This is a genomic window from Saccharopolyspora soli (assembly GCF_022678645.1).
GTDB lineage: Bacteria > Actinomycetota > Actinomycetes > Mycobacteriales > Pseudonocardiaceae > Saccharopolyspora > Saccharopolyspora soli.
Genome location: NZ_JALBWV010000004.1, coordinates 100,505 through 125,181 on the forward strand (window position 1 = coordinate 100,505; position 24,677 = coordinate 125,181).

General features: G+C 67.4%; 22 protein-coding genes. 10 read left to right on the top strand and 12 right to left on the bottom strand.

The window, feature by feature from the left end; translation table 11 throughout:
* Positions 1-87: 87 nt before the first annotated feature.
* On the bottom strand, positions 88-2,199 hold the full coding sequence (locus MOQ72_RS04480) for a transglycosylase domain-containing protein (protein WP_242180691.1): 2,112 nt from the start codon (positions 2,197-2,199) through the stop codon (positions 88-90).
* A 278-nt stretch (positions 2,200-2,477) separates the two neighbouring features.
* On the opposite strand from MOQ72_RS04480, the gene MOQ72_RS04485 reads away from it, so the two are divergent.
* Positions 2,478-2,858, top strand: coding sequence for a hypothetical protein (locus tag MOQ72_RS04485; RefSeq protein WP_242180692.1), 381 nt, complete (start codon positions 2,478-2,480; stop codon positions 2,856-2,858).
* Here MOQ72_RS04485 and MOQ72_RS04490 read toward each other — a convergent pair.
* Positions 2,851-3,282 (bottom strand): hypothetical protein, encoded by a 432-nt coding sequence (locus MOQ72_RS04490; RefSeq protein ID WP_242180693.1) that lies wholly within the window; start codon positions 3,280-3,282, stop codon positions 2,851-2,853. The two genes, MOQ72_RS04485 and MOQ72_RS04490, sit on opposite strands and share 8 nt — an antisense overlap.
* A gap of 426 nt (positions 3,283-3,708) precedes the next feature.
* Positions 3,709-4,788 carry an MFS transporter gene (locus tag MOQ72_RS04495; protein ID WP_242180694.1) on the bottom strand — a complete coding sequence of 360 codons (1,080 nt, stop codon included), beginning with the start codon at positions 4,786-4,788 and terminating at the stop codon, positions 3,709-3,711.
* 206 nt (positions 4,789-4,994) lie between these two features.
* On the opposite strand from MOQ72_RS04495, the gene MOQ72_RS04500 reads away from it, so the two are divergent.
* A complete protein-coding gene (locus tag MOQ72_RS04500; protein WP_242180695.1) occupies positions 4,995-6,239 on the top strand; it encodes a M14 family zinc carboxypeptidase in 1,245 nt (414 codons plus the stop codon).
* A 581-nt stretch (positions 6,240-6,820) separates the two neighbouring features.
* Here the strand turns inward: MOQ72_RS04500 and MOQ72_RS04505 are convergent.
* Both MOQ72_RS04505 and MOQ72_RS04510 read right to left on the bottom strand, forming a co-directional pair.
* The gene (locus MOQ72_RS04505) at positions 6,821-7,504 is read right to left on the bottom strand and encodes a DUF6319 family protein (protein ID WP_242180696.1); all 684 of its coding nucleotides are present in this window, start codon (positions 7,502-7,504) and stop codon (positions 6,821-6,823) included.
* Between the two features lie 82 nt (positions 7,505-7,586).
* Entirely contained in the window at positions 7,587-9,083 is a 1,497-nt protein-coding gene (locus tag MOQ72_RS04510; protein WP_242180697.1) for a flavin-containing monooxygenase, read from the bottom strand.
* Between the two features lie 82 nt (positions 9,084-9,165).
* On the opposite strand from MOQ72_RS04510, the gene MOQ72_RS04515 reads away from it, so the two are divergent.
* The 3 genes from MOQ72_RS04515 to MOQ72_RS04525 all read left to right on the top strand — a co-directional run bounded on the left by MOQ72_RS04515 (position 9,166) and on the right by MOQ72_RS04525 (position 11,300).
* Positions 9,166-9,777 carry a TetR/AcrR family transcriptional regulator gene (locus MOQ72_RS04515; protein ID WP_242180699.1) on the top strand — a complete coding sequence of 204 codons (612 nt, stop codon included), beginning with the start codon at positions 9,166-9,168 and terminating at the stop codon, positions 9,775-9,777.
* Between the two features lie 153 nt (positions 9,778-9,930).
* The gene (locus MOQ72_RS04520) at positions 9,931-10,779 is read left to right on the top strand and encodes a hypothetical protein (protein ID WP_242180701.1); all 849 of its coding nucleotides are present in this window, start codon (positions 9,931-9,933) and stop codon (positions 10,777-10,779) included.
* A gap of 266 nt (positions 10,780-11,045) precedes the next feature.
* Entirely contained in the window at positions 11,046-11,300 is a 255-nt protein-coding gene (locus tag MOQ72_RS04525; protein WP_242180703.1) for a hypothetical protein, read from the top strand.
* A gap of 61 nt (positions 11,301-11,361) precedes the next feature.
* Here the strand turns inward: MOQ72_RS04525 and MOQ72_RS04530 are convergent, their stop codons facing one another.
* The 3 genes from MOQ72_RS04530 to MOQ72_RS04540 all read right to left on the bottom strand — a co-directional run bounded on the left by MOQ72_RS04530 (position 11,362) and on the right by MOQ72_RS04540 (position 16,117).
* Positions 11,362-12,609, bottom strand: a complete 1,248-nt coding sequence (locus tag MOQ72_RS04530) for a pyridoxal phosphate-dependent aminotransferase (protein ID WP_242180705.1) — start codon at positions 12,607-12,609, stop codon at positions 11,362-11,364.
* 64 nt (positions 12,610-12,673) lie between these two features.
* Complete coding sequence (locus MOQ72_RS04535; RefSeq protein ID WP_242180709.1) at positions 12,674-14,890, bottom strand: 3-hydroxyacyl-CoA dehydrogenase NAD-binding domain-containing protein; 2,217 nt, start codon at positions 14,888-14,890, stop codon at positions 12,674-12,676.
* A 12-nt stretch (positions 14,891-14,902) separates the two neighbouring features.
* Positions 14,903-16,117, bottom strand: coding sequence for an acetyl-CoA C-acetyltransferase (locus MOQ72_RS04540; protein WP_242180710.1), 1,215 nt, complete (start codon positions 16,115-16,117; stop codon positions 14,903-14,905).
* 554 nt (positions 16,118-16,671) lie between these two features.
* On the opposite strand from MOQ72_RS04540, the gene MOQ72_RS04545 reads away from it, so the two are divergent.
* Complete coding sequence (locus MOQ72_RS04545; RefSeq protein WP_242180712.1) at positions 16,672-17,400, top strand: hypothetical protein; 729 nt, start codon at positions 16,672-16,674, stop codon at positions 17,398-17,400.
* Positions 17,401-17,429: 29 nt separating this feature from the next.
* A complete protein-coding gene (locus MOQ72_RS45525) occupies positions 17,430-17,684 on the top strand; it encodes a transposase (RefSeq protein ID WP_372495283.1) in 255 nt (84 codons plus the stop codon).
* On the opposite strand, the gene MOQ72_RS04550 is transcribed toward MOQ72_RS45525, so the two are convergent.
* Positions 17,626-18,510 carry an MmyB family transcriptional regulator gene (locus MOQ72_RS04550; RefSeq protein ID WP_242180714.1) on the bottom strand — a complete coding sequence of 295 codons (885 nt, stop codon included), beginning with the start codon at positions 18,508-18,510 and terminating at the stop codon, positions 17,626-17,628. The two genes, MOQ72_RS45525 and MOQ72_RS04550, sit on opposite strands and share 59 nt — an antisense overlap.
* Before the next feature lie 135 nt (positions 18,511-18,645).
* Here MOQ72_RS04550 and MOQ72_RS04555 point away from each other — a divergent pair, with 135 nt between their 5' ends.
* From MOQ72_RS04555 to MOQ72_RS04565, 3 genes are all read left to right on the top strand, one after another.
* The gene (locus tag MOQ72_RS04555) at positions 18,646-19,425 is read left to right on the top strand and encodes an SDR family NAD(P)-dependent oxidoreductase (RefSeq protein ID WP_242180715.1); all 780 of its coding nucleotides are present in this window, start codon (positions 18,646-18,648) and stop codon (positions 19,423-19,425) included.
* A gap of 19 nt (positions 19,426-19,444) precedes the next feature.
* A complete protein-coding gene (locus tag MOQ72_RS04560; RefSeq protein ID WP_242180717.1) occupies positions 19,445-20,566 on the top strand; it encodes a Kelch repeat-containing protein in 1,122 nt (373 codons plus the stop codon).
* A 352-nt stretch (positions 20,567-20,918) separates the two neighbouring features.
* The gene (locus MOQ72_RS04565; RefSeq protein WP_242180719.1) at positions 20,919-21,521 is read left to right on the top strand and encodes a TetR family transcriptional regulator; all 603 of its coding nucleotides are present in this window, start codon (positions 20,919-20,921) and stop codon (positions 21,519-21,521) included.
* A gap of 28 nt (positions 21,522-21,549) precedes the next feature.
* On the opposite strand, the gene MOQ72_RS04570 is transcribed toward MOQ72_RS04565, so the two are convergent.
* The 3 genes from MOQ72_RS04570 to MOQ72_RS04580 are packed head-to-tail and all read right to left on the bottom strand — an operon-like array spanning position 21,550 to position 24,365.
* Positions 21,550-22,545 (bottom strand): TIGR03560 family F420-dependent LLM class oxidoreductase, encoded by a 996-nt coding sequence (locus tag MOQ72_RS04570; protein WP_242180721.1) that lies wholly within the window; start codon positions 22,543-22,545, stop codon positions 21,550-21,552.
* Complete coding sequence (locus MOQ72_RS04575) at positions 22,542-22,793, bottom strand: acyl carrier protein (protein ID WP_242180723.1); 252 nt, start codon at positions 22,791-22,793, stop codon at positions 22,542-22,544. Before MOQ72_RS04575 ends, MOQ72_RS04570 begins: the two co-directional genes overlap by 4 nt.
* A gap of 30 nt (positions 22,794-22,823) precedes the next feature.
* Complete coding sequence (locus MOQ72_RS04580; RefSeq protein WP_242180725.1) at positions 22,824-24,365, bottom strand: FAD-dependent oxidoreductase; 1,542 nt, start codon at positions 24,363-24,365, stop codon at positions 22,824-22,826.
* Positions 24,366-24,677: the final 312 nt, after the last annotated feature.

Sequence of the window (24,677 nt, forward strand, 5' to 3'; positions counted from 1 at the left end):
TACCTCGACTCGGTGGGCTGGCATGAAACGAAGAAGGGAACCTTCCTGTCGATGGCGTGACAGGAAGGTTCCCTTGCTGCGGATTGACTACGGGGCCGGGGTGCCTGGTAGGGGGGCTACCGGTAGGCCCTCGTGGATCTTGGTCATTGCGTCGTACCACGTTCTGGCTGGCACCTTGCCACCGTAGATGTTGCCGCCGTTCTTCCCGCACAGGAACGGCGGTGCGTCGCCGCCGCCATCGCAGATGCCCTCGGGGCTGCTGCCGTCGGCGTAGGTCAGGACTGCTCCGGCCATCTGCGGGGTGGCGGCGAGGAACCCGGCCGATTTGTGTTCCTGGGTGGTTCCGGTCTTGCCGATCATGGGTCGGTTCCAGCCGACGGCCTGTGCCGCGGCGCGGGACGTGCCGTCGGTGTCGTCCTTGCTCAATCCTTGCGCGAGGGTGGCCGCGACCTGCGGGGAGATCACCTGCTCGCATGGCGCATCGTTGAGCGGAACCGGATTGCCGTGCCGGTCCGTCACCTCTTCGATCGGGGTGGGCGGGCAGTACACCCCGTCGCTCATGATCGTTGCGGCAACGTTGGACAGTTCCAGCACGCTGGTCGGCGTGTAGCCGAGGGTGAACGCGCCCCGGTTGCCCTTCTTGATCGCATCCGCCTGGGACGGCCCGTTCGAGCCGTCGGACTTCAGGCTCTGACCGCTGGCGTTGACGCCGTTCATGCCGATCCGCAAGCCCATCCGCGAGGCCATGTCGACGACGTTGTTGAGGCCAACCCTCTCCTGCAACGCCACGAAAGCAGTGTTCGGCGAGGTGGCCAATGCCATCTGCAATGTTCTCGGCCCCGGCTGCACACCGTCGGCGTTTCCAACGGTGTACGGCGCGGTCCCGTTCTTGTAAACGCGAGAGGTGTAAGAGGGTGGCACGTCGAGCGTGTCGAAGATGCTCATGCCCTGTTCGATAGCGGTCGCCGCGGTGAACACCTTGTAGATCGAGCCAGCGCCGAAGGGCTGCACCCGGCTGACGATGTCATACGCCGTCTGGCCTTTGCTCGCGTCGTTGCCGAAGTCGCGGTTGGCGACCAGCGCTCGAACCTTGTGCTTGTCCTTGCCGGGCTCGACCATCGCCATGGCGTTGGCGATGCCTTCCGTCTGCGTCGGCACCTGGGCTTCGGCGGCGGCTTTGGCCGCGTTGGTGGACTTGCGGTCGAGCGTCGTACGAATGGTGTAGCCGCCGGTCTTCAGCTTGTCGGTGTCGATACCGAGCCGTTCGAGGTAGTCCACGACGTAGCTGCAGAAGAACCCGTCGGTGGTGCCGTCCCCGACGCCGACGCAGCCGTTCGGTGGCCGCCCGAGCGGCGACATCACACCCAGCGGCTCCTTCTTGGCGATTTCGGCGTCTTCCTTCGTGATGCGGATGTTGTTGTTCGGATCCGTCATCAGGTCGATCACGAGGTTGCGCCGCTGCAACGCGTCTTCCGGGTTGCTGTTGGGGTTCAGCGAGCCCGGCTGGTTGACGACCGCGGCGAGCAGCGCGGATTGGGCGATGGTCAGCTTGTCGGGCGTGGTGCCGAAGTAGGTCTGGGCGGCCGCGCCGACACCGAACGTCTGGTTCCCGAAGGGCACCACGTTGAGGTATCCGGTGAGGATCTCCTCCTTGGACATGGTGCGCTCCAGTTCAACGGCGATCTTCGCCTCCCGGAGCTTTCGGGCGATCGTGGTCTCCTTGGCCTTCTCCGCCTCCACCTCGTTGCTCGCCGCTACGTGCACGAGGTAGTTCTTCACGTACTGCTGGGTGATCGTTGAGGCGCCCTGCGCCGTCTCACCGCTGCTGAGGTTGGTCGCCAGCGCACGCATGGTGCCGTGCCAGTCCACACCGCCGTGGTCCCAGAAACGCTTGTCCTCGACCGCGGTGATCGCGGCTTTCATGGTGTCCGCGACCTGCTCGGGCGGCGTTTCGATGCGGTAGTCCTGGAAGAAGTACGCGATCGGTTTGCCGTCCTTGTCCGTGACGGTGGACACCTGCGGCATATCCCGCCTAGCCAGCGAACCAGACATCTTGGACATGGCGTCTGTCGTCTGGTTGACCATTGCCCCCGCACCGGTCGCCATCGGGAGCAGCAAGGCCGCCACCAGGACGCCAGCAAGGACGCACAACCCGAACATTTTCAACAGCACGCCGCCGCGCACGCCTGCCCCAATCATCAAATGTCCATACGACTTGACCACCGACCGTGGATCGCGGTGCCCACCCAGGACCTGTCTCACCAGTCCACCGACGGCCGGAGAGCATCCCGTCGACACCCGCTTTCGCGGAACCAGTCGACACCTGCTTCTCTTTGCTGTCAGTCGATTCGTTGATATCACATCCGCTGGTCCACACGACGTTGCACCAAACGGACGAGTCCGGGCCGACTACCTCCACGGACATGGACCTGATCACTACACTTGGTGACCATCGGAGTCGATCACGCGGAGGAGATATGACCGATCCGTTCCTGGATTCCCTTGCCACCGCACTCGCCGGTCAGGTCGCCACCGCGCTAGGCGCAGCCGGAACCCAGGCCCTGGCGAAAGTCCGCGAGTTGCTGCGTCGGAGGGCGCAGAACGACCCGGAGACGCAGGCCGCGCTCGAAGCCGCTGAGCAGCCGTCTGCCGGACAGCCGCAAATCACCGCGTTGGCCGAGCGGCTGGATCAGGTCTGCGCACAGGACGCCGCATTCGCTGAGCAGCTGCGCTCCGAGGGGGAAGAGCTGTACAAGGAAATCTCGGCCACCGACGACAGCGTGGTGAATGTGAACCACGGCCAAGTCAACAATCTGATTCAGGCGCGCGAGATCAAGGGCGACATCACGTTCAGCTAGCGCGCCGATCCCTCTCGCTCAACTCAGCCAGGTACTGGTTGTAGGCGGCGAGCTCGGGATCTTCGTCGGCATCAACGGGCGGCGCTGGTGGCGGCACCAGCGGCCGCTTCCGACGGGTGGCGGTCGTGGGCCCGTCGCCGAGCTGCGCCGCAACCGCATCCTCCGGAGCGGGCTCTGCGGTGGATTCCGGTTCGGCCTCTTCCTGGTTCCCGTGCACGTCCATGCGCATCAGCCGGATCCACAGGAAGATCGTGAACACGCCGAACAACGGCCACTGCAGGGCGTAGCCGAGGTTCTGGAAACTTCCCCCAGCCTCGTGCGCGCGGTCCCACTGCCACACGGCCAGAAAGCCGGTGGCGACTGTGGCGATGACGAACAGCGCATGCAGCAGCAGCCAACGCGGGGTCAACAGGCTGCGGAACACAACTCGGATTCTAGGTGGTCGAGCGCCCGGGGGATCGGCCCGGCTCCGTCACGGACTGTTCACCCCCGTATCCCTCCGCCCGTGTCGTTCAGCAGATTGCATCAGCCGTCACATGTGTCGAAAGACACACCAAAAGTCTCAGCCGCCGCCACGCCCAGCAGGCAAGGCTGCCCACCTCACCCGATGGCAAACGCCCTTCGCCACGTTTCACGGCACCGGTCCGCACTGCGTATGACAGGAAGGTTCCCTTCCTGCAGAAATGCGACCCGCCCCAGGGGCGGATGACAGAACAGTTCTCCTATTCCGAAGCTCCAGCCAGGTCGAGCATCGACGAGTTCGAGTCACAGGAAAGTTCCCATGCTGCGGTCGCCTGACCGGAGCGCCAGCGATGCGGGCCGGGGTGGTGACAGGAAGGTTCCCTTGCTCTCAGTCGCGGCGGGGGTGGCGGTTTGTGGCGAGGGGAACGCAGAGGGTGACGAGGGTCGCTGCGATGGCGAAGGTTGTCGGATAGCCCGACAAGGTGATCAGGATTCCGAAGCCCATTGAGCCGAGGCCGTTGCCCGCGTCGTAGGCGATGTTCCAGGCCGTGCTGGCCGGACCAGATTCGGCACGTTCGAACATCACGACCAGGGTGATGTTCTGCACCGCGCCGAACCCGATCCCGGAAGCAACCGCGCCCAGCAGAGCCAGCGGGTGCACACCCCCAGCCGCGACCGCGAACAGACCCGTGCCCAACCCGGTCAGCACCACGGCTGGAACCAGCACCCGGTGTTGGCCGAGCCGATCGCCCAACTGCCCGGCGGTCCAACGGCCGAGCATGGTGGCGGCGCCGAAAGCCATCAGCGCCGCCGGTGCCATCGATCCGGCGACGGCCAGCGGCAGGAACGCGACGAGACCGCCAGCCGCGACTGCCGCGGCAGTCATGACCGTCCAGAGCGGCAGCAACGCGACGGGGAATGCAGGCGTGCCGGACCGCTCAGTGGGCCGGACCGGCACCCGTGACATGCCCAGCACCGCGGCAGTCGCCACCACCGGCAACGCCCCGGCGATCCAGAACAGCGGAGCGAACCCGATCTGCTGGGCCAACCACACCCCAGCCGGGAGGAACAGAACGTTCGGCAGACCGACCGACAACCCGTAAAGGCCAGCCGCACGGCCGCGCTGCCTGGCGGGCACGAGTTCGGCGACCAGCGCGCCGCCCGTCACCGTGAGCAGGCCGAAGCCCACCCCTCGCAGGCCGGACACGCCAAGCAGCAGCCACAGATCGCTGGACAGCACGAACAACGGCGTCGGCAGGCCGATCAGGACGGTGCCCAGCCCGAAGGCGAGGCGGTGGTCGATCCGCTTCAGCAGCCACGGCATGCCCAGCTGGGTCAGCACTGTGACGAGCATGAAGACCGCGTTCGTCGCACCCGCCGCGACCTCACCCGCGCCTCCCGCTACCGCCCACAACGGGACGACCGGCAGCAGCAGTCCGTATCCGGCGAAGCCACCGACTGTAGCCACCAGCAACAACCGAAAAGACCGGAGCTGCAACGGCGTCCTGTCCTTGGCACGCGATTCAACCGGTACTCGCACCAGTTCTTGATAGGCCGCGCACACGCCGTCTGTCCATCCGGACCAAAAGACCGAGATGTCCCCTCCTGGCCGATTGTGGCGTTGGCGAAGATCGGCTTGGCTAAGGCCGTCACTGCAACGGCTGGGAGGTCTGCATGCATCGGATGCGAGCACTGGCACTGGCGACTTTGGTCGTGGGATCGGCGTTCGTTCCCGCAGCAGCCACCGCACCACCGATGATGGCGGCCCCACCACCGTGCAGCGAGGAACCGCGGGAAAACCCGATCACCGAGTTCACCAGCTACGACGAAATCCTGGTCGAGCTCGACCGGATCGAACGGGTGAGCGCGGGCAAGGTCGCGGTGGAAACCGTCGGCGAATCCAACCGGGGCCGCGACATGCTGCTCGCGCGTGTCGGCACTGGTCCCAAGGTTGTGCTCATCACCGGCGAGATCCACGGCAACGAGAAGACCGGGCCAGACGCGGTGCTGGATCTGCTCGACTACCTGGGCACCTCGGATTCAGGTCGGGCCGCGCAGATCCGCGAGCAGCTGACCGTGGTGGCGATGCCGAAGATCAACCCGGACGGGGCGGCGCTGGACCGGCGTGGCAACGACATGACGTGGCAGGAAGTGCAGGCCCGCTTCCCGCAGCTGGCGACCGCGCAACCGGCGTGGAACTACTACACCGAGCCGCGGCAGGGTGACGACTACTCGCAGCGGCCTGGCTTCGACGTCAACCGCGACTACAACCCGAATCTCGACTACCAGCCGCAGCCCCAGGACTTCCCGGGCTCCAGCGACCAGCCGGGTTGGTTCATCAGCCCCGAGACGCAGACAGTTCGCGACGTCTACCGCTCGTTGCAGGCCGAATTCGGCGCGGTCGACACCTACATCGACCTGCACCACCAGGGCGCGTGCTACACGGTTCCGGGCACCGACCGGTTCGTGACCATGAGCCTGTCCGGCAAGTTTGTCGCAGACCCCGCTACTCCGGCAGGTGCCGCGTACGCCGATTTCGCCGACACCTTCCGCCCGGAGTACTCCAAGCAGCTGAACGTGGCCGCGTACAACGCGTTGCAAGCCGCAGCCAACCAGAATCCCGACTTCGGCAACATCACGCTGTACCCGCAGGACATCAACCTGCCGGGCACCGGGCTCGGCTCGTTCCAGCTCAACGGCAGCGGGGCGGTGTTGTTCGAGGTCCGCGGCCAGACCCAGACGCTCGGCGAGCAGTACCGGGAGATGCTGACCCGAACCGTCTACATCGGACTTGACGGAATCCTCTCGTCGGTCGCCAGCGGCCAGGTCAACCAACTCGACCCTGCGGCTTACGACCGGATCCCACCGACTGAGCGCGGCGAGCAGACCATGACCACCATCACCGACATCGAGTCCTGATCGACCTCGGTCATCAACGAGCAGAGCACGCCGCACGCGCTGACGCCGTGGCGTGCTCGGTGACGGATGACAGAAAGGTTCCCATACTGCGGGAACTGGGGCGCCGGGCCGGGCGACGATGACAGGAAGGTTCCCTTGCTGCGGAAATGCGGCACGGACCAAGGCGGGGAGTGACAGGAAGGTTCCCTTGCTCCGGCATGAGACGAGCTCCGCGGGCGGGTGTTGATCTTGGAGCGTGGGCTTGCGTTTGGACCGGAGCGGGTCGCGGCTCGCACTCGGCGTGGGCAGCAGCAGGGTGGGCGTCGTGCACCTCTCCTGACTGACGCGCGGATGTTCATCGCCGCACATCTGGCGGGTGCGATCTGTTCAGACGCGGCATCGACGCGAGCTACGGCCTTTGGATCGGCGGTGTGGCTGTGTCGCAGCAACAGCGATGCCACACCGCTGGGGATCGCATGCACCCAGCACGCAGGCGACCGGTGCGTGGGAACGGCCGTAGCGCGATCACGTCCGGTCGTGAACGAATCCGCGCACGACGGTACGGCTGGGCGTCCTTCGGACGTCGAAGTGTGTCGTGCGGCTCAGTCCGTCAATTCGTCTAGCGCCGCTTGCGCTGCCGCGAGCTCCGCTCGGAGCTGTTCGACTCGGGCTCGCTGCTGCTCGCGGGCAGCGTCGATCAACGGCTCCACTGCCGCCGCGACATCGTCGTGCAGCGCTTTCGCCGCCTGGGCTACCGCGTTCGCCGCGACCGGCGTCGGGCGCAGCACCCGCTTTTTGCCAGTGCTGACCTCCACGCTCCACTGGCCGTCCTGATCCGCCGTCAGCGTCACCGTCGCTCCGCCTACCGGCTTCGGCTGACGCGGCTTGCGCCGCGCCGCCGCGCTCTCGGCCGACTTCGTCGAGGCCGACGCAGCTGCTGGCGCTGGGGTCGAAGCCGCAGCGGCCCGGGGCTTCGCAGCGGCCGCAGGTTTCGCCGGAGCTGGGGCTGGCGCCGCGGGCTTCGCCGGTGGCTCAGCTGGCGCTGCCCGCTTGCGGGGTGGTTTGACCCGGGTGACCTCCGCCGCTGAGAAGGACAGCACGTCCTTCGAGCCAGCCGGGCGGACCTGGATGAAGTCGCCCTCGGCCGGTTCGCCGAGAGCGACGACCTTGCCGGAACGGCCTTCCTGGACGCCAACGGCCGAGCCGGTGAACCACACCGTCGGAGTGGTTCCGGCGCTCAGTTCCTCGCGGATTCCGCGCAGTTCGTCGGACGACAGCGGTGACATGGCCACCCCTTGCTCAAGGGTGAGCCCCAACGGGGCTGTTCGACAGTGACCGTTCCACTATATCGAACGCCCGTGCGAAGCTTCAACGGGATTCGCCCGCGGTGATCTCGTAGTCGGCCGGATTCGCTTTTCTGGTGCGCAGCCAGTACTTCCACGTGAATCCGGGCCAGATCGTGCGGTTGATGCCGTTCTCGTCGAGGTACCAGCTTCGGCAGCCGCCTGCCGACCAGACCGCGTCGGTGAGCTTCGACTGGATCTCGGCGTTGAAGGAGTCCTGCACCGACTGCCGCACGTCGACCTGGCCCACTTCGTCGCGGCAGATCGGCCGCAGGCAGCTGAGCACGTAGTTGATCTGCGACTCGATCATGAACACCACGGAGTTGTGGCCGAGTCCGGTGTTGGGGCCCAGCAGGAAGAACAGGTTCGGGAAGCCGGAGACGGTGATGCCGAGGTATGCCTCCATCCCGTTGCGCCAGGCGTCCTGCAGCTTGCGACCGTCGCGGCCGACGATGCCCAGGTGGGCGAACGCGTCGGTGACGTGGAAGCCGGTGCCGTAGATGATTGCGTCCACCGGGTGTTCCGCGCCGTCGCCGGTGACCACCGAGCGGCGCCGAACTCCGGCCACCCCGCTGGTCACGAGGTCCACATTGGACCGGTTCAGCGTCGGGTAGTAGTCGCTGGAGAGCAGGATCCGCTTGCAGCCGATGGCGTAATCCGGCGTCACCGCCGCGCGCACCTTCGGATCCTTGATGGTTTCGCGGATGTGGCGCTTGGACATCCGCTCGGCGAGCTTGCCGAGCCGACGGTTGAACACCGCCACGTAGCGCGCTTCCAGCAACCAGTAGAGCGCCGCTCGCGCGATGCGCTGCAACATCGGCGTCCGGCGGAACCGGCGCTGCCAGGAACTCGGGATGGGCCAATCCGGTTTCGGTTGGATCCACGGCGGAGTGCGCTGGAACAGGTGCAACCGGGCGACCTGCTCGGCGATGCGCGGGACGAACTGGATCGCGCTGGCTCCGGTGCCGATCACCGCGACGCGCTTGTCGGCCAGGTCGAAGTCGTGGTTCCACTCCGCGGAGTGGAACACCTCGCCCTCGAAGGTCTCCACACCCGGCAGTTCCGGGTAGCTCGGAATGTGCAGGGCGCCGACACCGGACACCAGCGCGCGTCCCACGTACTCGGTCCCGTCCGCCGTGGACACCCGCCAGGTGTTGGCGCTCTCGTCGTACTCGGCGCCGGTGAACCGCACGCCGTAGTGGATGTGCTCGCGCACCCGGTACTTGTCGGCGCAGCGCTGCAGGTAGTCGGAGATCTCGCCCTGCTCGGCGAACATCCGGGACCAGGAGGGGTTCTGCTCGAACGAGAAGGAGTACATCAGCGACGGCACGTCGCAGGCGCAGCCGGGATAGGTGTTGTCCCGCCAGGTGCCGCCGAGATCGGCGGACTTCTCCAGCACGATGAAGTCGTCGATGCCGGCCTGCTTGAGGCGGATCGCCATCCCGAGTCCGGCGAACCCGCTGCCTACGATGACCACCGATGTCTGATATCTGCGCTGGTCCCGCGTTTGCCGTTGCGCCATCAGGCCCTCCTAGGACACCGACACGACTAAACTACCCAACGGTAGCCTACTACCAGTAGGTTACTTGCGGTAGGGTGCTTCCGTGGATGCGCAGCAGGCCCCGACCACCGGGCGCAAGCGGATGCCGCGAGCCGAGCGGGAGCGGCAGATCCTGGCCGTCGCCGAGCAGGTGTTCGCCGCCGACGGCTACCAGGCCGCCTCGATGGACAACATCGCCGCACGGGTCGGCCTGTCCAAGCCGATGCTCTACGAGTACTTCGGTTCGAAGGAGGGTCTGCTGCTCGCCTGCCTGCAGAAGTCCAAGCGCGAACTGCTGGCCGCCACCACGGTCGCGGCCGCCGTTGCCAGCACTCCGGAACAGCTGCTGCACGACTGCCTGCTGGCCTTCTTCAAATTCGGCGACGAGCACGCCCAGGCGTGGGCGCTGCTGCGCAACGAGGCTGCCGTGTCGAGCGCTTCGGTGAACTCCGAATTCGAGGCGATCCGCGCGCAGCAGGTGGATTTCACCGCCGGACTGCTGAAAACCGCCCGCCCCGCGCTCGATCCGGTGCGGCTGGAGGCATTCGCCGAGGCGATCATCGGCGCGTGCGAACGGCTCGCGGTTTGGCGGGAGCGCCACCCGGAGGTCACTCCGGAACAGGCCACCGATCATCTGCTGGCCCTGCTCAGCCCGAGCCTCGCGCAGAACCTCTAGCGTTTCCAACGAAATCGCCGCACCGCCAGGTCGGCGAACCGATCTTTCCTCACTCGTTCGGGTGGTCGCGGGATCTTCGGGGTCAAGATCGTCGGCACGTCCTCCGATACCGAGGCAGCCGTGTCAACACGTCATACCCAAGGAGAACAGATCTTGCGCCCCTGGACCACGCGCACAGTACAGGCAGCCGTTGTGGCCGCGGGGTTCGCCGCAGTCGGGACCGGTGCCGCCTCTGCCGCGGACAACGTCGACATCCCGAAGCCGGACCTGTCGTCCGTTCCGGACAACATCGAGGTCTTCGCCCCGATGAACGCCTGCCAGATGCAGAACGAACCGGGCTACGGCCCGGCCAAGGCACCGTGCGCGGACACCCAACTGCACGCGAACACCCCGAACCTGATCAAGAAGGTGGGCGCGGACATCACCACCACCGGCCACGGGGTGGCTGGTGAGCTGCGGGACGGCCGTCCGCTGCTCACCCCCGGCAAGCCGAACCGGGTGCTCGACCACGTCTTCGCCGAGACCACCCGCGTCGCGAAGATGACCAAAACCCGCCCGACCGTCGGCGGCTCGGTGACGCCCAACCACCTCGGCGTCGTCACCGAACGCCTCCCCAACGCGGCGCTGCTGGACACCGAGGTCGGGCCGCTGAAACCCGACCACCAGGGCACCTCGGCGCTGGACACCGCGGTCGACCTGACCGCCGCACAGGGCTACGAGGCGGAACCGCTGACCAACCCCGTCGGCATGGTCGCCCCGACGTTGGCGAACAACCCGTTGCAGAACTCCGGCGAGCCCGTGACCCTGCCGCAGCCGGAGAGGGTCCTGCCGGTTGCTGGCAAGCTCCCGGTCGTCTCCCAGTTGGACGGGGGCGGCGTCGGTGCGATGTCCCAGAACGTGGCCGGTCGGGTCACCGACCTGGTCTCGCAGGCCCCGGTGCACCGGATCATCGGGCAGCTCCCGGTGGTCGATCACGTCACCGGAACTCTGGCGCCGCGCTGAATCAGCGGTCGCATCGAGTGGTCCCGGAACCAGTTCCGGGACCACTTTTCTTTTCCGTGCAACTGTTTCATGACAGTCTATAGTGGATTCTTCACCTCATGTTGTGAATCTTGCTGGAAAAGCCCGGTGGAATTCGACTTTCTCGGTGGATGTCGCGCAAACTCTGCCGCGCGGTCGCCGCTGGATGCGGACGTGCTCCGACGATGCCCCGGCACCGCAGGGCATGGATGCACCCCGCGAATCAGTCAACTTGAGGAGAAGCCACAGTGCGTACTGGTGCACGTATTGCGAGTGTTGCCACGGCTGCCGCCGCCATGCTGGCCGTCGCGTCTCCGGCCTTCGCCGACAGCGCGGACAACGACGGCATCAACGTCCTGGAGGACAACAACGTGAGCGCCATCCCGGTGCAGGCGTGCGGCAACAACGTCGGCGTCTTGATCGGTATCGTCGTGCCGATCCTGTCCCCGCAGGCCGACCAGTGCGTCAACGCGCCGATCGTCGACCACCCGAGCGCGGGCTGAACGCGACGAATGGGCGAAGGCGCCGGGCCAGCGTGGGCACGGCGCCTTTGCCGTTGCTAGGTCAGGGTTTCCGGATCGCGTCCAACGCGTTGCCCAGCTGCGTGAGCGTGTCCGCGATCCATGGCAGCGCGGTCGGGTCGTCGCTGCGCAGCGCCGTCCAACGCTGTTCGTCGGTGCTGCCGTAGAGCAGGCTGGTGGCGGCGCGGAACCGCAGTCCTGCCGGGTCGTCGCCGAAGGCAGCGCCGGAAAGCACCCCGATTCCGTGCTGGTCGAGGAGGTATTCGGCGAGGCCGTCGGCGTCGCCAACGCCGCGTTCGGCCAGCACCGGCCGCAGGGGTTCGAAGTCCGGGTAGAGGTAGAACGCCGCCTGCGGTTCTCGGCACGGGATCCCGGCTGCCGTGAACCGTTCGTGGGTGGCCTTGGCGACGTGTTCGTGCAGTGCGCGGCTGGCAGCGATGTGCGCGGTGGTTTCCGCCGATTCGTCGAGGACGTGTGCGGCGACCTCCTGCATCGGAGCGGCGAGACTGGACCAGATCTCGCTGGCGATGCCGACGACGTCGCGTTGCACCCGCCTGCCAAGTGCACCGTCCGGGAACCGGGAAAAACCGATTCGCCAACCGCCCAACGCCATGCTCTTCGACAGCCCGCTGGTGACGAAGCACCTGTCCGGCAGCACGGTCGCCGGGCTGCACACCCGCGATCGGTAGGTGAGATCGCGGTAGATCTCATCGGAGATGATCGCGAGATCGTGCTCCGCGGCGACCGCGCAAACCCGCTTGACCAGGTCCTCGCTGGCGAGCGTGCCGGTCGGATTGTCCGGCAGCGTGACCACGAGGATGCCTGGCTGATGCCCGGTGGCACGGGCTTCGCGGAGCTCGCGGTCGAGTTCGTCCGGGTCCGGCACGCCGCCCGCTTCCGGCGGCACTGGCACGCCGATGACGTGCTTCCCGGCCAGCGCAGCCTGCGCGGCATAGGTGACCCACGACGGCTGCGGCAGCACGACGTCACCGGGCAGCGCGGTGATCAGCGCGTACAGCAGGGCTTTGCTGCCGGGCGCGACGATGATCTGGTCCTCTCCGGTCGGCAGTCCCCGGCGCCCGAAGTAACCGGCGGCGGCCCGGCGGACCTGCGATGTGCCGACCACCGGCCCATACGCGTTCAGCGGGCTGGCGGCGGCCAGCACGTCCGCTAGGTGCGGCGGAACCGGCAGCCCGGCCTCGCCGAATCCCAGGTGCACGACCCGCTCCCCAGCAGCCCGCTTGGCCTGCAACCGTTCGTTGATGGCAAGTGTCGCGGAGTGGGCTACCACGATCAGCCTCCGTTCTCGTGAGTGCTGGTGGTCGTTCCAACGACCACCAGCACTCACGACTGCCTCACGCCGCCGTGGCGGCGACGATTTCCGCGTCGGGTTCGCCGAGGTCGAACGGCTCCCCCGCGGCCGCCCGGCGGACCAGCGAGGCCGGAGGTTCGAACCGCTGCCCGTATCGCTGCGCCAGTTCCCGTGCGCGTGCGACGAATCCGGCCAGCCCGTCCGGATATCCGTTCATGTACTGCACGACACCGCCGGTCCAGGCGGGGAATCCGATGCCCAGGATCGACCCGATGTTGGCGTCCGGCACCGAGTGCAGCACACCTTCGTCCAGGCACTTGACGGTTTCCAGGGCCTCGATGAACAGCATGCGTTCGATGAGGTCGGTCAGGCCCACCTCGGCCGGATCGCGGTCGGCCGCACCGAAGTGCTCGACCAATCCCGGCCACAGACCGGCCCGCTTGCCATCGACGTAGTCGTAGAAACCCGCGCCGCTGGAGCGCCCCTTGCGGTCGAACTCGTCGACCATCCGGTCCAGCACCCGCTCGGCGGGGTGCGGGGTCCAGGTGCCACCGGCGGCTTCGACGGCGCGCTTGCTCTCGTCGCGGATCTTGCGCGGCAGGGTCAGGGTCAGTTCGTCGAACAGTTGCAGGACGGGCGCTGGGAATCCGGCCTGCGCGGACGCCTGCTCGATGGAGGCCGGGTGGATGCCCTCGGCGAGCATCGACACACCCTCGTTGATGAACGTGCCGATGACCCGGCTGGTGAAGAAACCGCGGCTGTCGTTGACCACGATGGGTGTCTTGTTGATCTGGCGGACCACGTCGAACGCGCGCGCCAGCGCCCGGTCGCTGGTGTGCTCGCCGCGGATGATCTCCACCAGCGGCATCTTGTCGACCGGGGAGAAGAAGTGCAGGCCGATGAAGTCCTCGCGGCGGCGCACGCCCTCGGCGAGGCTGGTGATCGGCAACGTGGAGGTGTTGGAACAGATCAGCGCGTCGGCGTCGACGACGTCCTGCACTTCGGCGTAAACCTGCTTCTTGAGCGCCGGGTCCTCGAAGACGGCCTCGATGACCAGGTCACATCCGGCGAGCGACCCGAGTTGGTCGGTCGGTGCGATCCGGCTGAGCAACTCGTCCGCCTCGGCCTGCGTCGAACGGCCCCTGGCGATGGCCTTCTCCAGCAGCTTCGCCGAATACGCTTTGCCCTTCTCGGCCGCTGCGGTGGAGATGTCCTTGAGCACGACCTGCATTCCGGCTTTGGCGCACACGTAGGCGATGGCCGCGCCCATCATGCCGCCCCCGAGCACCGCCACTTTCTTCGCCTGCCAAGCGGTTTCACGGCCGGGGCGGCTGCCACCGGAGTTGATGTGCTGCAGGTCGAAGAAGAACGCCTTGCTCATGTTCTTGGCGGTCTGGCCGCAGACGAGTTCCACGAAGTAGCGGCCTTCGATGGTGAGCGCGGTGTCGAAGTCGACCTGCGCGCCCTCCACCGCAGCGGCCAGGATGTTGCGCGGCGCGGGCAGCGGCGCACCCTTCAGCTGTTTGCGCAGGTTGGCCGGGAACGCCGGGAGGTTGGCGGCGAACTTCGGGTTCGACGGCGTGCCACCGGGGATCTTGTGCCCGGCGCGGTCCCAGGGTTGCGCGGCGTCGGGGTTGACCTTGATCCACTCCTTGGCGCGGGCCAGGAGTTGTTCGGGTGCATCGACGAGTTCGTCGATGATGCCGACTTCCACCGCTTTCGCGGGGCGCAGCCGCTGGCCCTGCAGCAGGACGTTGAGCAGCGCATCGGCGATGCCCAGCAACCGGACCGCGCGGACCACACCGCCAGCGCCGGGCAGCAGGCCGAGGGTGACCTCGGGGAAACCGAAGCGGGCGCTGGCGGTGTTCAGGGCGATGCGGTGGTGGCAAGCCAGCGCGATCTCCAACCCGCCGCCGAGTGCGGTGCCGTTGAGCGCGGCGACCACCGGCACGCCGAGGGTTTCGAGGCGGCGCAACTGCTGTTTGATGGCGGTGCTGGTCTCGGCGACCCGCTGGGCGTCACCGGGCCGGGCGCGGACCAGGTCGCGCAGGTCACCACCGGCGAAGAAGGTGCTCTTCGCGGAGGTGATGACGACGCCGGTGATGTTCTCGCGTTCCGCTTCCAGGCGTTGCACCGTTTCGGCCATGCTGCGCCGGTAGCGCTCGTTCATGGTGTTGGCCTGCTGCTGCGGGTCGTCCAGGGTCAGCACGACGATGCCGTCGGCGTCGGACTCCCAGCGGATGGTGTTCTGCTCGCTCATTCGTGATGTCCTTCAGCCGATCCGTTCGACGACAGTCGCGATTCCCATGCCGCCGCCGATGCACAGCGTGGCCAGGCCGTAGCGCAGGTTGCGGCGTTCCAACTCGTCGATGAGGGTGCCCAGGATCATCGCCCCGGTGGCGCCCAGCGGATGGCCCATCGCGATGGCCCCGCCGTTGACGTTGATCTTGTCGTGCCCGACGCCGAATTCCTTCATGAACTTCAGCGGGACCGCGGCGAATGCCTCGTTGATCTCGATCAGGTCGATCTGGTCGATGCTCAGGTCGGCCTTGCCCAGTGCCTTGCGCACCGCCGGGCCGGGGCCGGTCAGCATGATCGTCGGGTCGGCGCCGCTGAGCGCGGCGGCGACGATCCGGGCTCGGGGGCGCAGTCCGGTGCGTTCGCCGAGGGCTTCGCCGCCGATCAGCGCGAGCGCGGCACCGTCCACGATGCCGGAGGAGTTCCCGGCGGTGTGCACGTGCTCGATGCGCTCCACCCAGTGGTACTTCTGCAGCGCGACGGCGTCGAACCCGCCGAGTTCGCCGATGTCCGCGAAGGACGGTTTCAGCTGGCCAAGACTGTCCACTGTGGTGTTCGCCCGGATGTGTTCGTCGCGGTCGAGGACGGTGATCCCGTTGCGGTCGGTCACCGGCACGACCGATCGGGCGAACCGGCCGTCGGCCCAAGCCTTGGCGGCGCGGGTCTGCGACTCCGCGGCGAAGGCGTCCACGGCCTCCCGGTCGAAGCCCTCGGTGGTGGCGATGAGGTCGGCGCCGATGCCCTGCGGCACGAAGGAGGTGGTGAAGTTGGTTTCGGGGTCCATCGCCCAGGCGCCGCCGTCGGAGCCCATCGGAACCCGGGACATGGACTCGACGCCCCCGGCGAGCACGGCGTCCTCCCAGCCGGAGCGCACCTTCTGGGCGGCGATGTTGACCGCTTCGAGCCCGGAGGCGCAGAAGCGGTTGAGCTGCACACCGCTGACGGTCTCGGGCAGGCCCGCGGCCAGCGCGGCGGTCTTGGCGATGTCGGCGCCCTGGTCGGCGATCGGCGAGACCACGCCCAGCACGACGTCGTCGATCAGCGCGGGGTCCAGTTGGGGATGACGCCGCTGCAGTTCCCGGATGAGGCCCACGACCAGGCTGATCGGTTTGACCCCGTGCAGCGACCCGGTTTTCTTGCCGCGACCGCGTGGTGTGCGGATCGCGTCGTAGACGAACGCCTCGGACATCTGTGGCGTGCCTCCTCGTTGCGGCAGGTGCTCCACCCAGAGTGTGACACCAAGACTGTCACAATGGAACCGACCTCGACCTGCCCGCAAGTCCTGCTGTTGGGCAGACGTTGAGTGCTTCGAGCAGCTGGTGGCAAGCGCCGACAGCCGCATTGCCGTTGCGGTCATGGTAACCGCGCTGTTGCGGAGTTTTGGTCCCGAGCTGGCGGGTGCGCTGTTCGCCGTCGTGCCTGCGGATCAAGTGCGGGTGATCTCAGCGGCGGCCCGCCCGTGGGGATGGCACGGCGGCCTCCTGCTGTTTCGGCGGTTCGGGGGTGTCCGATGGCCCGGCATGGCACGAGCACACCTGCACCCGATGCGGGACCAGCCTCGGCGGCGACACGGCGACGATCACCCTTCGGGTGTCCCACTACGAGCTGATGACCACCGGCCGCGAGCGGGAAGCGATCGGAGACTGGAGTACGCCCGAAAGCACGGGCGCCATCATCTGCGCAAGTCGTCCTAGGAAACGCCATGGCCAGACAACTCGCCAACGCCTTGTTCAGCGGCGCGTCATGATCGCCCGGCTGGCGTTGGTGGCGTGCTTGGTGCTGGTCGGCTCACCAGCAGCGAACGCGACCACGGAGACGTACGCGGATTACTCGATGACCGAAGTCCGATCTGGCGGCGAGTTCTGGGCGGAGGACAACAAACCGCACGACCAGGACGGTTGGCGGAACAAGTGGACATGGACGCCGCTGGAGGGCACCCCGGAATCCAGTGTGGCGTGGGGCGACCCGAACGCGTGGCCACCGGAGAGCAGTGAGCGGTTCATCCAGTCCGGCGACTGGTTGCTGCTGGACGGCTGGTCGGACAACGGCACCTACTACCGGCAGCGCGTCGAATCGGAGGGGATCGGCGACGGGCTCGACTGCACGAACCAACGGCCGATCCCCTCGGACGGGGACCGGCAGCACTACGTGCCGTGGCAGGTCCCCGCGTCGATCGTGTGCCTGATCGCTGAGGGGACGATCACCGAGGAGTCGTCCGGGACGGTGATCCGGTTCCGGCACGAGCAGCTGTGGTTCCCGCCCGGCCCCTGCTCGAACCCGTACCACTCGGAGCAGCGCTGCCTGAAGCAGTACGAGCGGTGGTCCGACGACAACCAGCACTACGACGGGGTGCTGCGGGAGAAGCTGCGCCGCGACCAGTTCATCGCCAAGGGCAAGGGCATGGCGTTCCGCATCGTCCAGTACGCCCCCACCCCCTGGACGGCCAACGGCCGCTACTACTGGCGGTGGTAGCCGGTGCCGATTCGGCGGCTGCGGCGTCTATGGTGGATTTTCCGCGCAACGGCGGCAAATACCGTGCCATGAGGCGACTTCGGCGAAACGTGTGGAAAGATTTCGTGCTGTTCTTGGACTACGACTTCGGGAGCAGCCGAATGATCTGCTGCACCAACACGATTGAACCGCTCAACGCACGACATCGGCGCGAGGGCACTTCTCGACCGAACAGTGCGGCACCGATCATGAGATGGACCCTCCTGCCCGCTTGGGATCGCTGGGCGGGTCGGTGTCCGGAGTGAGCTGTTGCAGGCCGATGACCGACAGGAGTTCGAGCTGTTCGACCGCTGCTGAACCCGGCGGCGCGGTGAACCACAGCAGGCGTTGTTGCCCGTCTTCGCTGAACAGCGTCAGGCAGTTGAGGTCGAGGACTCCGAGGCTGGGGTGCACGATGCGCTTTCGGTCGCTGCGGCGTACGGCTACGTCCTGCCGTGCCCAGAGTTCGGCGAATTCGGAGCTGTACCGCAGCAGGTTGTCGATCAGGTCGGTGACCTGCGGGTCTCGGCCACGGCGGCCGACCACGGCACGCAGGTCGGACACGAATGCGCGGGAATGGTGATCGTGCTCCTCGGGCGGGTAGAGGCGGCGGCTGTCGGGCTCGGTGAACCACCGGTACAGGAAACTGGCTCGCGGGCCACGGGTTTCGGGTGGGGCGCCGAGCAGTGCTCGGGCCAGCGGGTTCTGCACGAGGGTGACCTGCAGGTCGGTGATGACCTGCGCAGGGGTGCTGGGTAGTCGGTCGAGCAGGTCGAGCATGCCGGGTTGCACGTGCGCGGAGGATCCGGTTTGCGATGGCAGTGGCCGGGCGGCGAGTCGGAACAGGTAGTCCCGTTCGTCGTGGGTGAGCCGCAGCGCGCGGGCCAGCGCGGCGAGCATCTGCTCCGAGGGCTGGGCGGCCCCGCGTTCGAGCTGGATGTAGTAGTCGGTGGAGGCACCGGCGAGTTGGGCGACCTCGTCACGGCGCAGGCCGGACACGCGGCGGCGCGGGCCGACTGGCAGGCCGACGTCCTGCGGACGTACCCGTTCGCGTCGGTTGCGCAGGAATGTTCCCAGCTCCGCGAGTTCCACCCCGCCAGTATCAGCGGTCCCGCAGCCCGTATCCAGGGGACGTCATCACCTGGGTAAGCAGCGCCTCCCGCTGCTCACCACCCGAGGTCACGATCGTGTCGTCCCACCGATTCGACGCGAAGCGAGAGGAACCCCATGTCTGACCCAACAGGCAAGATCGCGGTGATCACGGGCGGAAACCGTGGCCTGGGCCGAGCTGTCGCCAAGGCGCTAGGCGTCGTCGGCGTCGACGTCGTGCTCACGTACCGCTCCCACGAGGACGAGGCGAAGGAGGTCGTCGAGGAACTGGCCGCCCACGGCCGCAAGGCGGAGGCGATCCAGCTCGACACCACCCGCACCAGCAGCTTCGCCGACTTCACCGACGCGCTGCGCAGCAGGCTGCGTGCCCGGTGGGGCCGCGACAGCTTCGACATCCTCGTCAACAACGCTGGCTTCTCCGGCAACACCACCCTCGGCAACACCACCGAGGACGAGATCGACGAGTTGTTCGCCGTCCACTTCAAGGGCGTCTACCTGCTCACCCAGGCCCTCACCACCGGCGGGACGCCGTTGTTGGCCGACGGCGGCCGCATCGTCAACTTCTCCTCCGGCCTGGCCAGATTCGTCACCTCCCCCTACGCCGTGTACGCGTCCATGAAGGGCGCCATCGAGGTCCTCACCCGCTACTGGGCCGCCGAACTCGGCCCGCGCGGCATCACGGTCAACACCATCGCTCCCGGACCGGTGGCAACCGACTTCGCGGGCGGGTACCTCCGCGCCAGCGAAGACGTCCAGCGGGCCATGACCGGCATGACCGCGCTCGGCCGCATCGCGCATGCGGCCGACATCGGCCCCGCTGTCGCCGCGCTGGTCAGTGATGGCACCGGCTGGATCACTGGCCAGCGCATCGAGGCCAGCGGCGGGTTCCGACTGTGACGACGAGGAAGTAAAGCCCATGAATTCCCCGAAAATCCGCCGACGTGAGACCGACGGAGCGACCCCGCGCCGGATCGCCTCGATAGCCGTCAGCGTCACGCTGGCGTCGGCGCTGGGCCTGCAAGTCGGTGTGGCCCACGCGCACCCCGGTCACCTGGGGCGTCCTGTGGTGTCGGCACCGATCGCGACGGCGCCGGTATACGCCGACGGCTGGATGCAGCTCGCGCCGATCGCAGGTGGGCCGCGCCAGGAGCACAGCGTCGCCGCGATCGGCCAGGACGTCTACGTGATTGGCGGCATCCGGCCCGACGGGATCGGCGGTTCCGTCACCGTCGGCGATGTCGAGGTCTACGACACCAAGCGGAACACCTGGCGTAACGCGGCTCCGCTACCAGTGGCGATGAACCATCCGAACGTCGCAGCGGTCGGTGGCAAGCTCTACGTCCTCGGCGGTCTGTCCGGTGGCGCGTCGTGGCAGGCGTTGCGCGACAGCTATGTCTACGATCCCGCGACGAGCAGGTGGACACCGCTGCCACCGATGCCCGAGGGCACCGAGCGAGGCAGCGCCGCCATGGGTGTGTTCGACACGCGGATCTATCTCGCCGGGGGCATGCGCACCCTGACCCCAGGCCCTGGCGGCCTGCAGGACACGGTCGCCACGGTCAGCGCCTACGACGTCACCACTGGCCGCTGGTCCAACCTGCCCGACCTGCCCGAGGCCCGCGACCACGTCGGCGGCGCGGTCGTCGGCCACACCCTGTACGTGCTCGGCGGCCGCGACCGCGGCCAGATCAACGTGCGTGACACCGTCTACGCCCTCGACCTGCGTGGCGGCCAGTGGGTCGAACGCGCCCCGATGCCGACCGCGCGGGGCGGTATCGCGGCCGCCGCCGTCGGTGGGGTCATCTACACCTTCGGTGGGGAAGGCAACGTGGTTGATGGCGTGAACACCGTCTTCGACCAGACCGAGGCATACGACACCCAGCATGACCGGTGGCAGCAGTTGGCCCCCATGCCAGTACCCCGCCACGGCACCGCTGCCGTCGCTGTCGGCGACACCATCCACATCCCCGGCGGCGGCAACGCAGGCGGCGCCGCTCCGATGGACGTCAACGACGCCTACCGTCCCCACATCCGCTGATCCCGACGGTCCCGCAACACCGTGGGTCGGCCCGCCGTGCGGTGCCGGGGGTTCGCCTCCGGTCCGTGCGGCGGGCCGCCGCCGTGCGTCCTCCGCGCAGATCCTCAACGTCCCCGCAGCGGGGCCCATACCAGACGGACTGACCAAAAGGGACTATCACGAATTTTCTGCCATATCGGGCTGATCGCGTGTGGGCTCAACGGAATTTTTCCAGCGTTGGGTGACAGGAAGGTTCCCTTGCTCGCACCCGAAGCCCGCCGGGGGGCTTGGCACCCGCTACTGTCAGCGGAGAATGTGAGCGAATGGTCGCATCTTCGCCGTTCGTGAAGGTGATGCGCAGGAGGTGACGGAGATGGCGAATCGGGCACCACAACGTCGCAGGCAGGCGCGTGGGGAACGACGCATCGAGCTGCTGCTGGACGCTGCCGCCGAAGTGTTCGGTGACGTCGGCTACGCCGCGGCCACCACGAACGCGATCGCGGCCCGCGCCGAATCCTCACCCGGCTCGCTCTACCAGTTCTTCCCGAACAAGGAAGAGATCGCCCGTGCGCTCGCCGATCGCTACCTGCGACAGCTGCAGGCCGCGCACCGCACCGCCTTCGCAGCCGAAAACGCCCGGCTGCCGCTTCCCGAGCTGATCGACGCAATGCTCGACCCGATGATCGACTTCAACCTGTCGAATCCGGGTTTTCAGGCGCTGTTCAACACCCCGGACGAGGTGGCGACCAAACCGCTGCACATCCGCGAAGCGGTGATCGACCGGCTGAGCGCGATCTTCGCGGCACGCGCCCCGGAACTGCCGGAGGACCAGCGGGTGCGCACCGCACGCGTGCTGGTCGGGGTGTTCCGGGGCGTACTGCCGTTGATCATCGTGTCCTCGGGCGCGGAGCGGGCCGCTGTCGTCGGCGAGGTCAAGCAGATCTTCCACGACTACTTGACGCAACGGGTCGGCTGAGGCAACAACCCAGCCGCGGAAGATCCCGCTAGCGACCACCTGCGCGCACGGCCCCGCCGAGCGCGGCTCGCAGGATCCCGCCAGCATGGGCCAGCCGGTCCGGCTCGTGGCTGTCGCCGGGCAGGTTGACGATCACGCCGTCGAGTCCCAGCTCTATCAACCCCTGGATCTGTTCGCCCACCGAATCGGCATCCCCGACGATCATCCGGCTGGTCAGTGCCGCGGGCAGCCCGCGCCCCGAGGCGACGCCGAGCCGCTGCCTGGCGAGCAAGGCGTCCCGCTTGGCCATCGCCTCCTCGGTCGTCCGCCCGAGGAACACCACTGCCAGCGCGTTCTTGTTGATCGCGGCGTAATCCCGCCCCACTGCGGCGCACTTCTCGCGCAGCACCGCCAGTTTCCGGGGAATGTCGGGGAAGCCGCAGTTGAGGTTGAGGATGTCGGCGTACTTGGCCGCGAGCGGAATCGTTCGGCGTTCACCGGCACCGCCGATGAGGATCGGCGGCACGTGCACCGGCTGCGGCTCGTTGAACGCGTCGGTGACCGCGTAATGCTCGCCGCGGAAGGTCGTCGGTTCTCCGGCGAACATCGACCGGCAGATCTGCAGCGCTTCTTCGAGCCACTCGAACCGCTGCTGCACGCTCGGGAAGGTGTAGCCGTAGCGGCGGTGTTCCTCCTCGAACCACGCTGCCCCGATGCCGAGCAGCGCGCGGCCACCGGAAACGACGTCCAGCGCGGTCACGGTTTTGGCCAGCCGCGCCGGGTTGTGGTAGGTCACGCCGGTCACCAAGGTGCCGAGCCGGATCCGCTCGGTGCTCGCCGCGACCGCGCCCAGCAGCGTGTACGGTTCGAGCATCGGTTCGTTCGGCGCACCTTGCAGGGGGAGCTGCATCAGGTGGTCCATCACCGCGAACAGCTCGAAACCTGCTTCCTCGGCGGTGCGGGCGGTCGCCGCGATCCGTTCGAAGAGCTTCGCGGGCGGGGTTTTCGGGTAGTTGAAGCTGGTCAGCTGCAAGCCCAGTCTCATGCGTCTTTCCTCCGTGCCTCGGTCAGGATGTAGTCGGCCAGGTCCCGCAGCCCCGGGCGCAGAACGCGGTCCGGGATCTGGACCCCGAACCGCTGTTCGGCTTCGGTGAGGAGCTGCGCGAGGGACAGCTCGTCCAGGCCGAGATCCGTGGTCAGGCACGCTTCGGCGGTGAGCGCCCGAGCCGGTAGATCGGTGAGTTCGACGACCATCTTCTTGAGTTCGTCCAGAACGCTTTCGCTGCTGCGCACTTCGGTCCCCTGCGGTTCGTCGCTTGTACTTCACCGTCCGATGTGGCCGGTCGCCGGAGCTGCGTGTGCGACGACCCCATCGGGGCGTATTACGACCAGTGCTGGTTCGGAGATGCCGAGCAGCCGGTGCGCCGCCGCGGCCGCGTCGAACAGGTCGGTCGCGGATTCGGGCGGCGAGGCGCGCAGGATCGCGACGTCCACTTCCGTGCCCAGCTTCGCAGTCCACTGCGCCGCGAGTTTCGTGGCACTTCCGCGCACAGCGGGCAGCATGTCCGCGGAACGCCGGTCGGCAGCGCAGCCCAGGACGAGAGCGTTGCCGGTGAGCGAGTCGTGCAACCACTTCCCGTCGCCCAGCGGCACGTCCGGCAGCCGCGTTCCCGGTTTGAGCACGCCAATCCCGGCTTCGCTGCCCGGATAGGCCAGCGCCAGCTGTGCCATGCGCGGCGGCATGGCCCGGTCGAGCACTCCCGTTCGCGAGGCGACTGCGAGCGCACCGTCGCGGACCTTGCGCCGCCAGCCGGTCAGCATCCACATCTTCGTCTGCCGGTCGGTATCGGCGACCACCCGCTCGGCGACGTATCGACGTTCAGCGGCCCAAGCCTGCACACCCGCGATACCTGCCGAGCCGGGTTCGGCCGACGCGAGCCGCCAACCAAGGGACTGGGCGTCTTCGATACCGGTGTTCATGCCCTGGCCACCGGCCGGGCTGTGCACGTGCGCGGCGTCGCCCGCGAGCAGCACTCGGCCGACTTGGAACCGCTTCGCGACGCGGCGGTTCACCTGGAAGCTCCCGGTCTGCTGTTCGCCGACCAGCCGCACCGGAACCGGGCAGCGCTGCGCTGCGGCCTGCTGCACCACGGCGTCCAAGTTCGACAGATCGGCTCCCGGTGGCATGCTCACGAACACCCGGTACAGCCCACCGGGTAGTCCGACCACGACGAGCACGCCGTGCGGTGTCATGAAGTAGTGCGCTTCATCTTGCGCCAGCGGGGTTTCGCACTCGCCGTCGGAGAGCGCGAAGGTCTCCTGGTAGGGCATGCCCTCGAATTCGACACCGAGTTGTTCCCGCGTGTGGCTGTGCGCGCCGTCGCAGCCCACCGCCCAGTCGAACTCCGCTGTGGAGTCACCGGATGCGTCTTCCAGTCCGGCGTGCACGCTGCTGGTCTCCGGCCGCAGCCAGTTCATCCGAACGCCGTACTCGATCTTCCCGCCGCGCTGCTCGAAGCAGCGTCGCAACACCGCTTCGGTCTCCTTCTGCGGAAATGACAACGGAGTTCGGTATCGAGTACCGGACAGCCCGTCCAGCCGCAACCGGGCGACGCGGCGCCCGCCGGTATAGTAGTTGGCCGCTCTGAGCGGAAGCGCGCGATCCACGATCTCGTCGGCGGCGCCGCAGCGCCGCAGGGCTTCCAGGGCTCGTGGCCAGAGCACGATTGCCCGCGAGTGCGGATGCGGGCGTTCGCCGCGATCGATCACCCGGACCGGATGTCCCCGGCTGATCAGCTCGGTGGCCACGGTGAGCCCGGTGGGCCCGGCGCCGACGACCAACGTGCCGCCCGATTCGATGTTCACGCGCAGCCTCCTGCAGAACTCGTCGAATACTCCATTTGCCGCACGGAAAGAAGAGCCGATCGCGCAGGACGGCAACATTGGCGCACCGCGAGACGGCGGTTTCGCGTGCGCCAACATTCTTACGAGCCGGATTCCGGCCCGGAATACTACTTAGGTGACATCAGCTCGACCAGCACAATTGGTCGGCCGAAATGTTTCGACGAACCCGCGCTCGATATTTGAGTGATCTGGATCACAACAAGTTGCAAGTGATTGCTCACATTGAGCTAATGTCGCTCGCGGTCCGGCGAGCAAACCGTCACTTTACTCGTC

Bases quoted from the DNA above. Each gene is read 5' to 3' on its own strand.
- MOQ72_RS04480 (WP_242180691.1), bottom strand. From the start codon at position 2,199: ATGATTGGGGCAGGCGTGCGCGGCGGCGTGCTGTTGAAAATGTTCGGG.
- MOQ72_RS04485 (WP_242180692.1), top strand. From the start codon at position 2,478: ATGACCGATCCGTTCCTGGATTCCCTTGCCACCGCACTCGCCGGTCAG.
- MOQ72_RS04500 (WP_242180695.1), top strand. From the start codon at position 4,995: ATGCATCGGATGCGAGCACTGGCACTGGCGACTTTGGTCGTGGGATCG.
- MOQ72_RS04505 (WP_242180696.1), bottom strand. From the start codon at position 7,504: ATGTCACCGCTGTCGTCCGACGAACTGCGCGGAATCCGCGAGGAACTG.
- MOQ72_RS04510 (WP_242180697.1), bottom strand. From the start codon at position 9,083: ATGGCGCAACGGCAAACGCGGGACCAGCGCAGATATCAGACATCGGTG.
- MOQ72_RS04535 (WP_242180709.1), bottom strand. From the start codon at position 14,890: ATGAGCGAGCAGAACACCATCCGCTGGGAGTCCGACGCCGACGGCATC.
- MOQ72_RS04540 (WP_242180710.1), bottom strand. From the start codon at position 16,117: ATGTCCGAGGCGTTCGTCTACGACGCGATCCGCACACCACGCGGTCGC.
- MOQ72_RS04545 (WP_242180712.1), top strand. From the start codon at position 16,672: ATGATCGCCCGGCTGGCGTTGGTGGCGTGCTTGGTGCTGGTCGGCTCA.
- MOQ72_RS45525 (WP_372495283.1), top strand. From the start codon at position 17,430: ATGGTGGATTTTCCGCGCAACGGCGGCAAATACCGTGCCATGAGGCGA.
- MOQ72_RS04555 (WP_242180715.1), top strand. From the start codon at position 18,646: ATGTCTGACCCAACAGGCAAGATCGCGGTGATCACGGGCGGAAACCGT.
- MOQ72_RS04560 (WP_242180717.1), top strand. From the start codon at position 19,445: ATGAATTCCCCGAAAATCCGCCGACGTGAGACCGACGGAGCGACCCCG.
- MOQ72_RS04565 (WP_242180719.1), top strand. From the start codon at position 20,919: ATGGCGAATCGGGCACCACAACGTCGCAGGCAGGCGCGTGGGGAACGA.
- MOQ72_RS04570 (WP_242180721.1), bottom strand. From the start codon at position 22,545: ATGAGACTGGGCTTGCAGCTGACCAGCTTCAACTACCCGAAAACCCCG.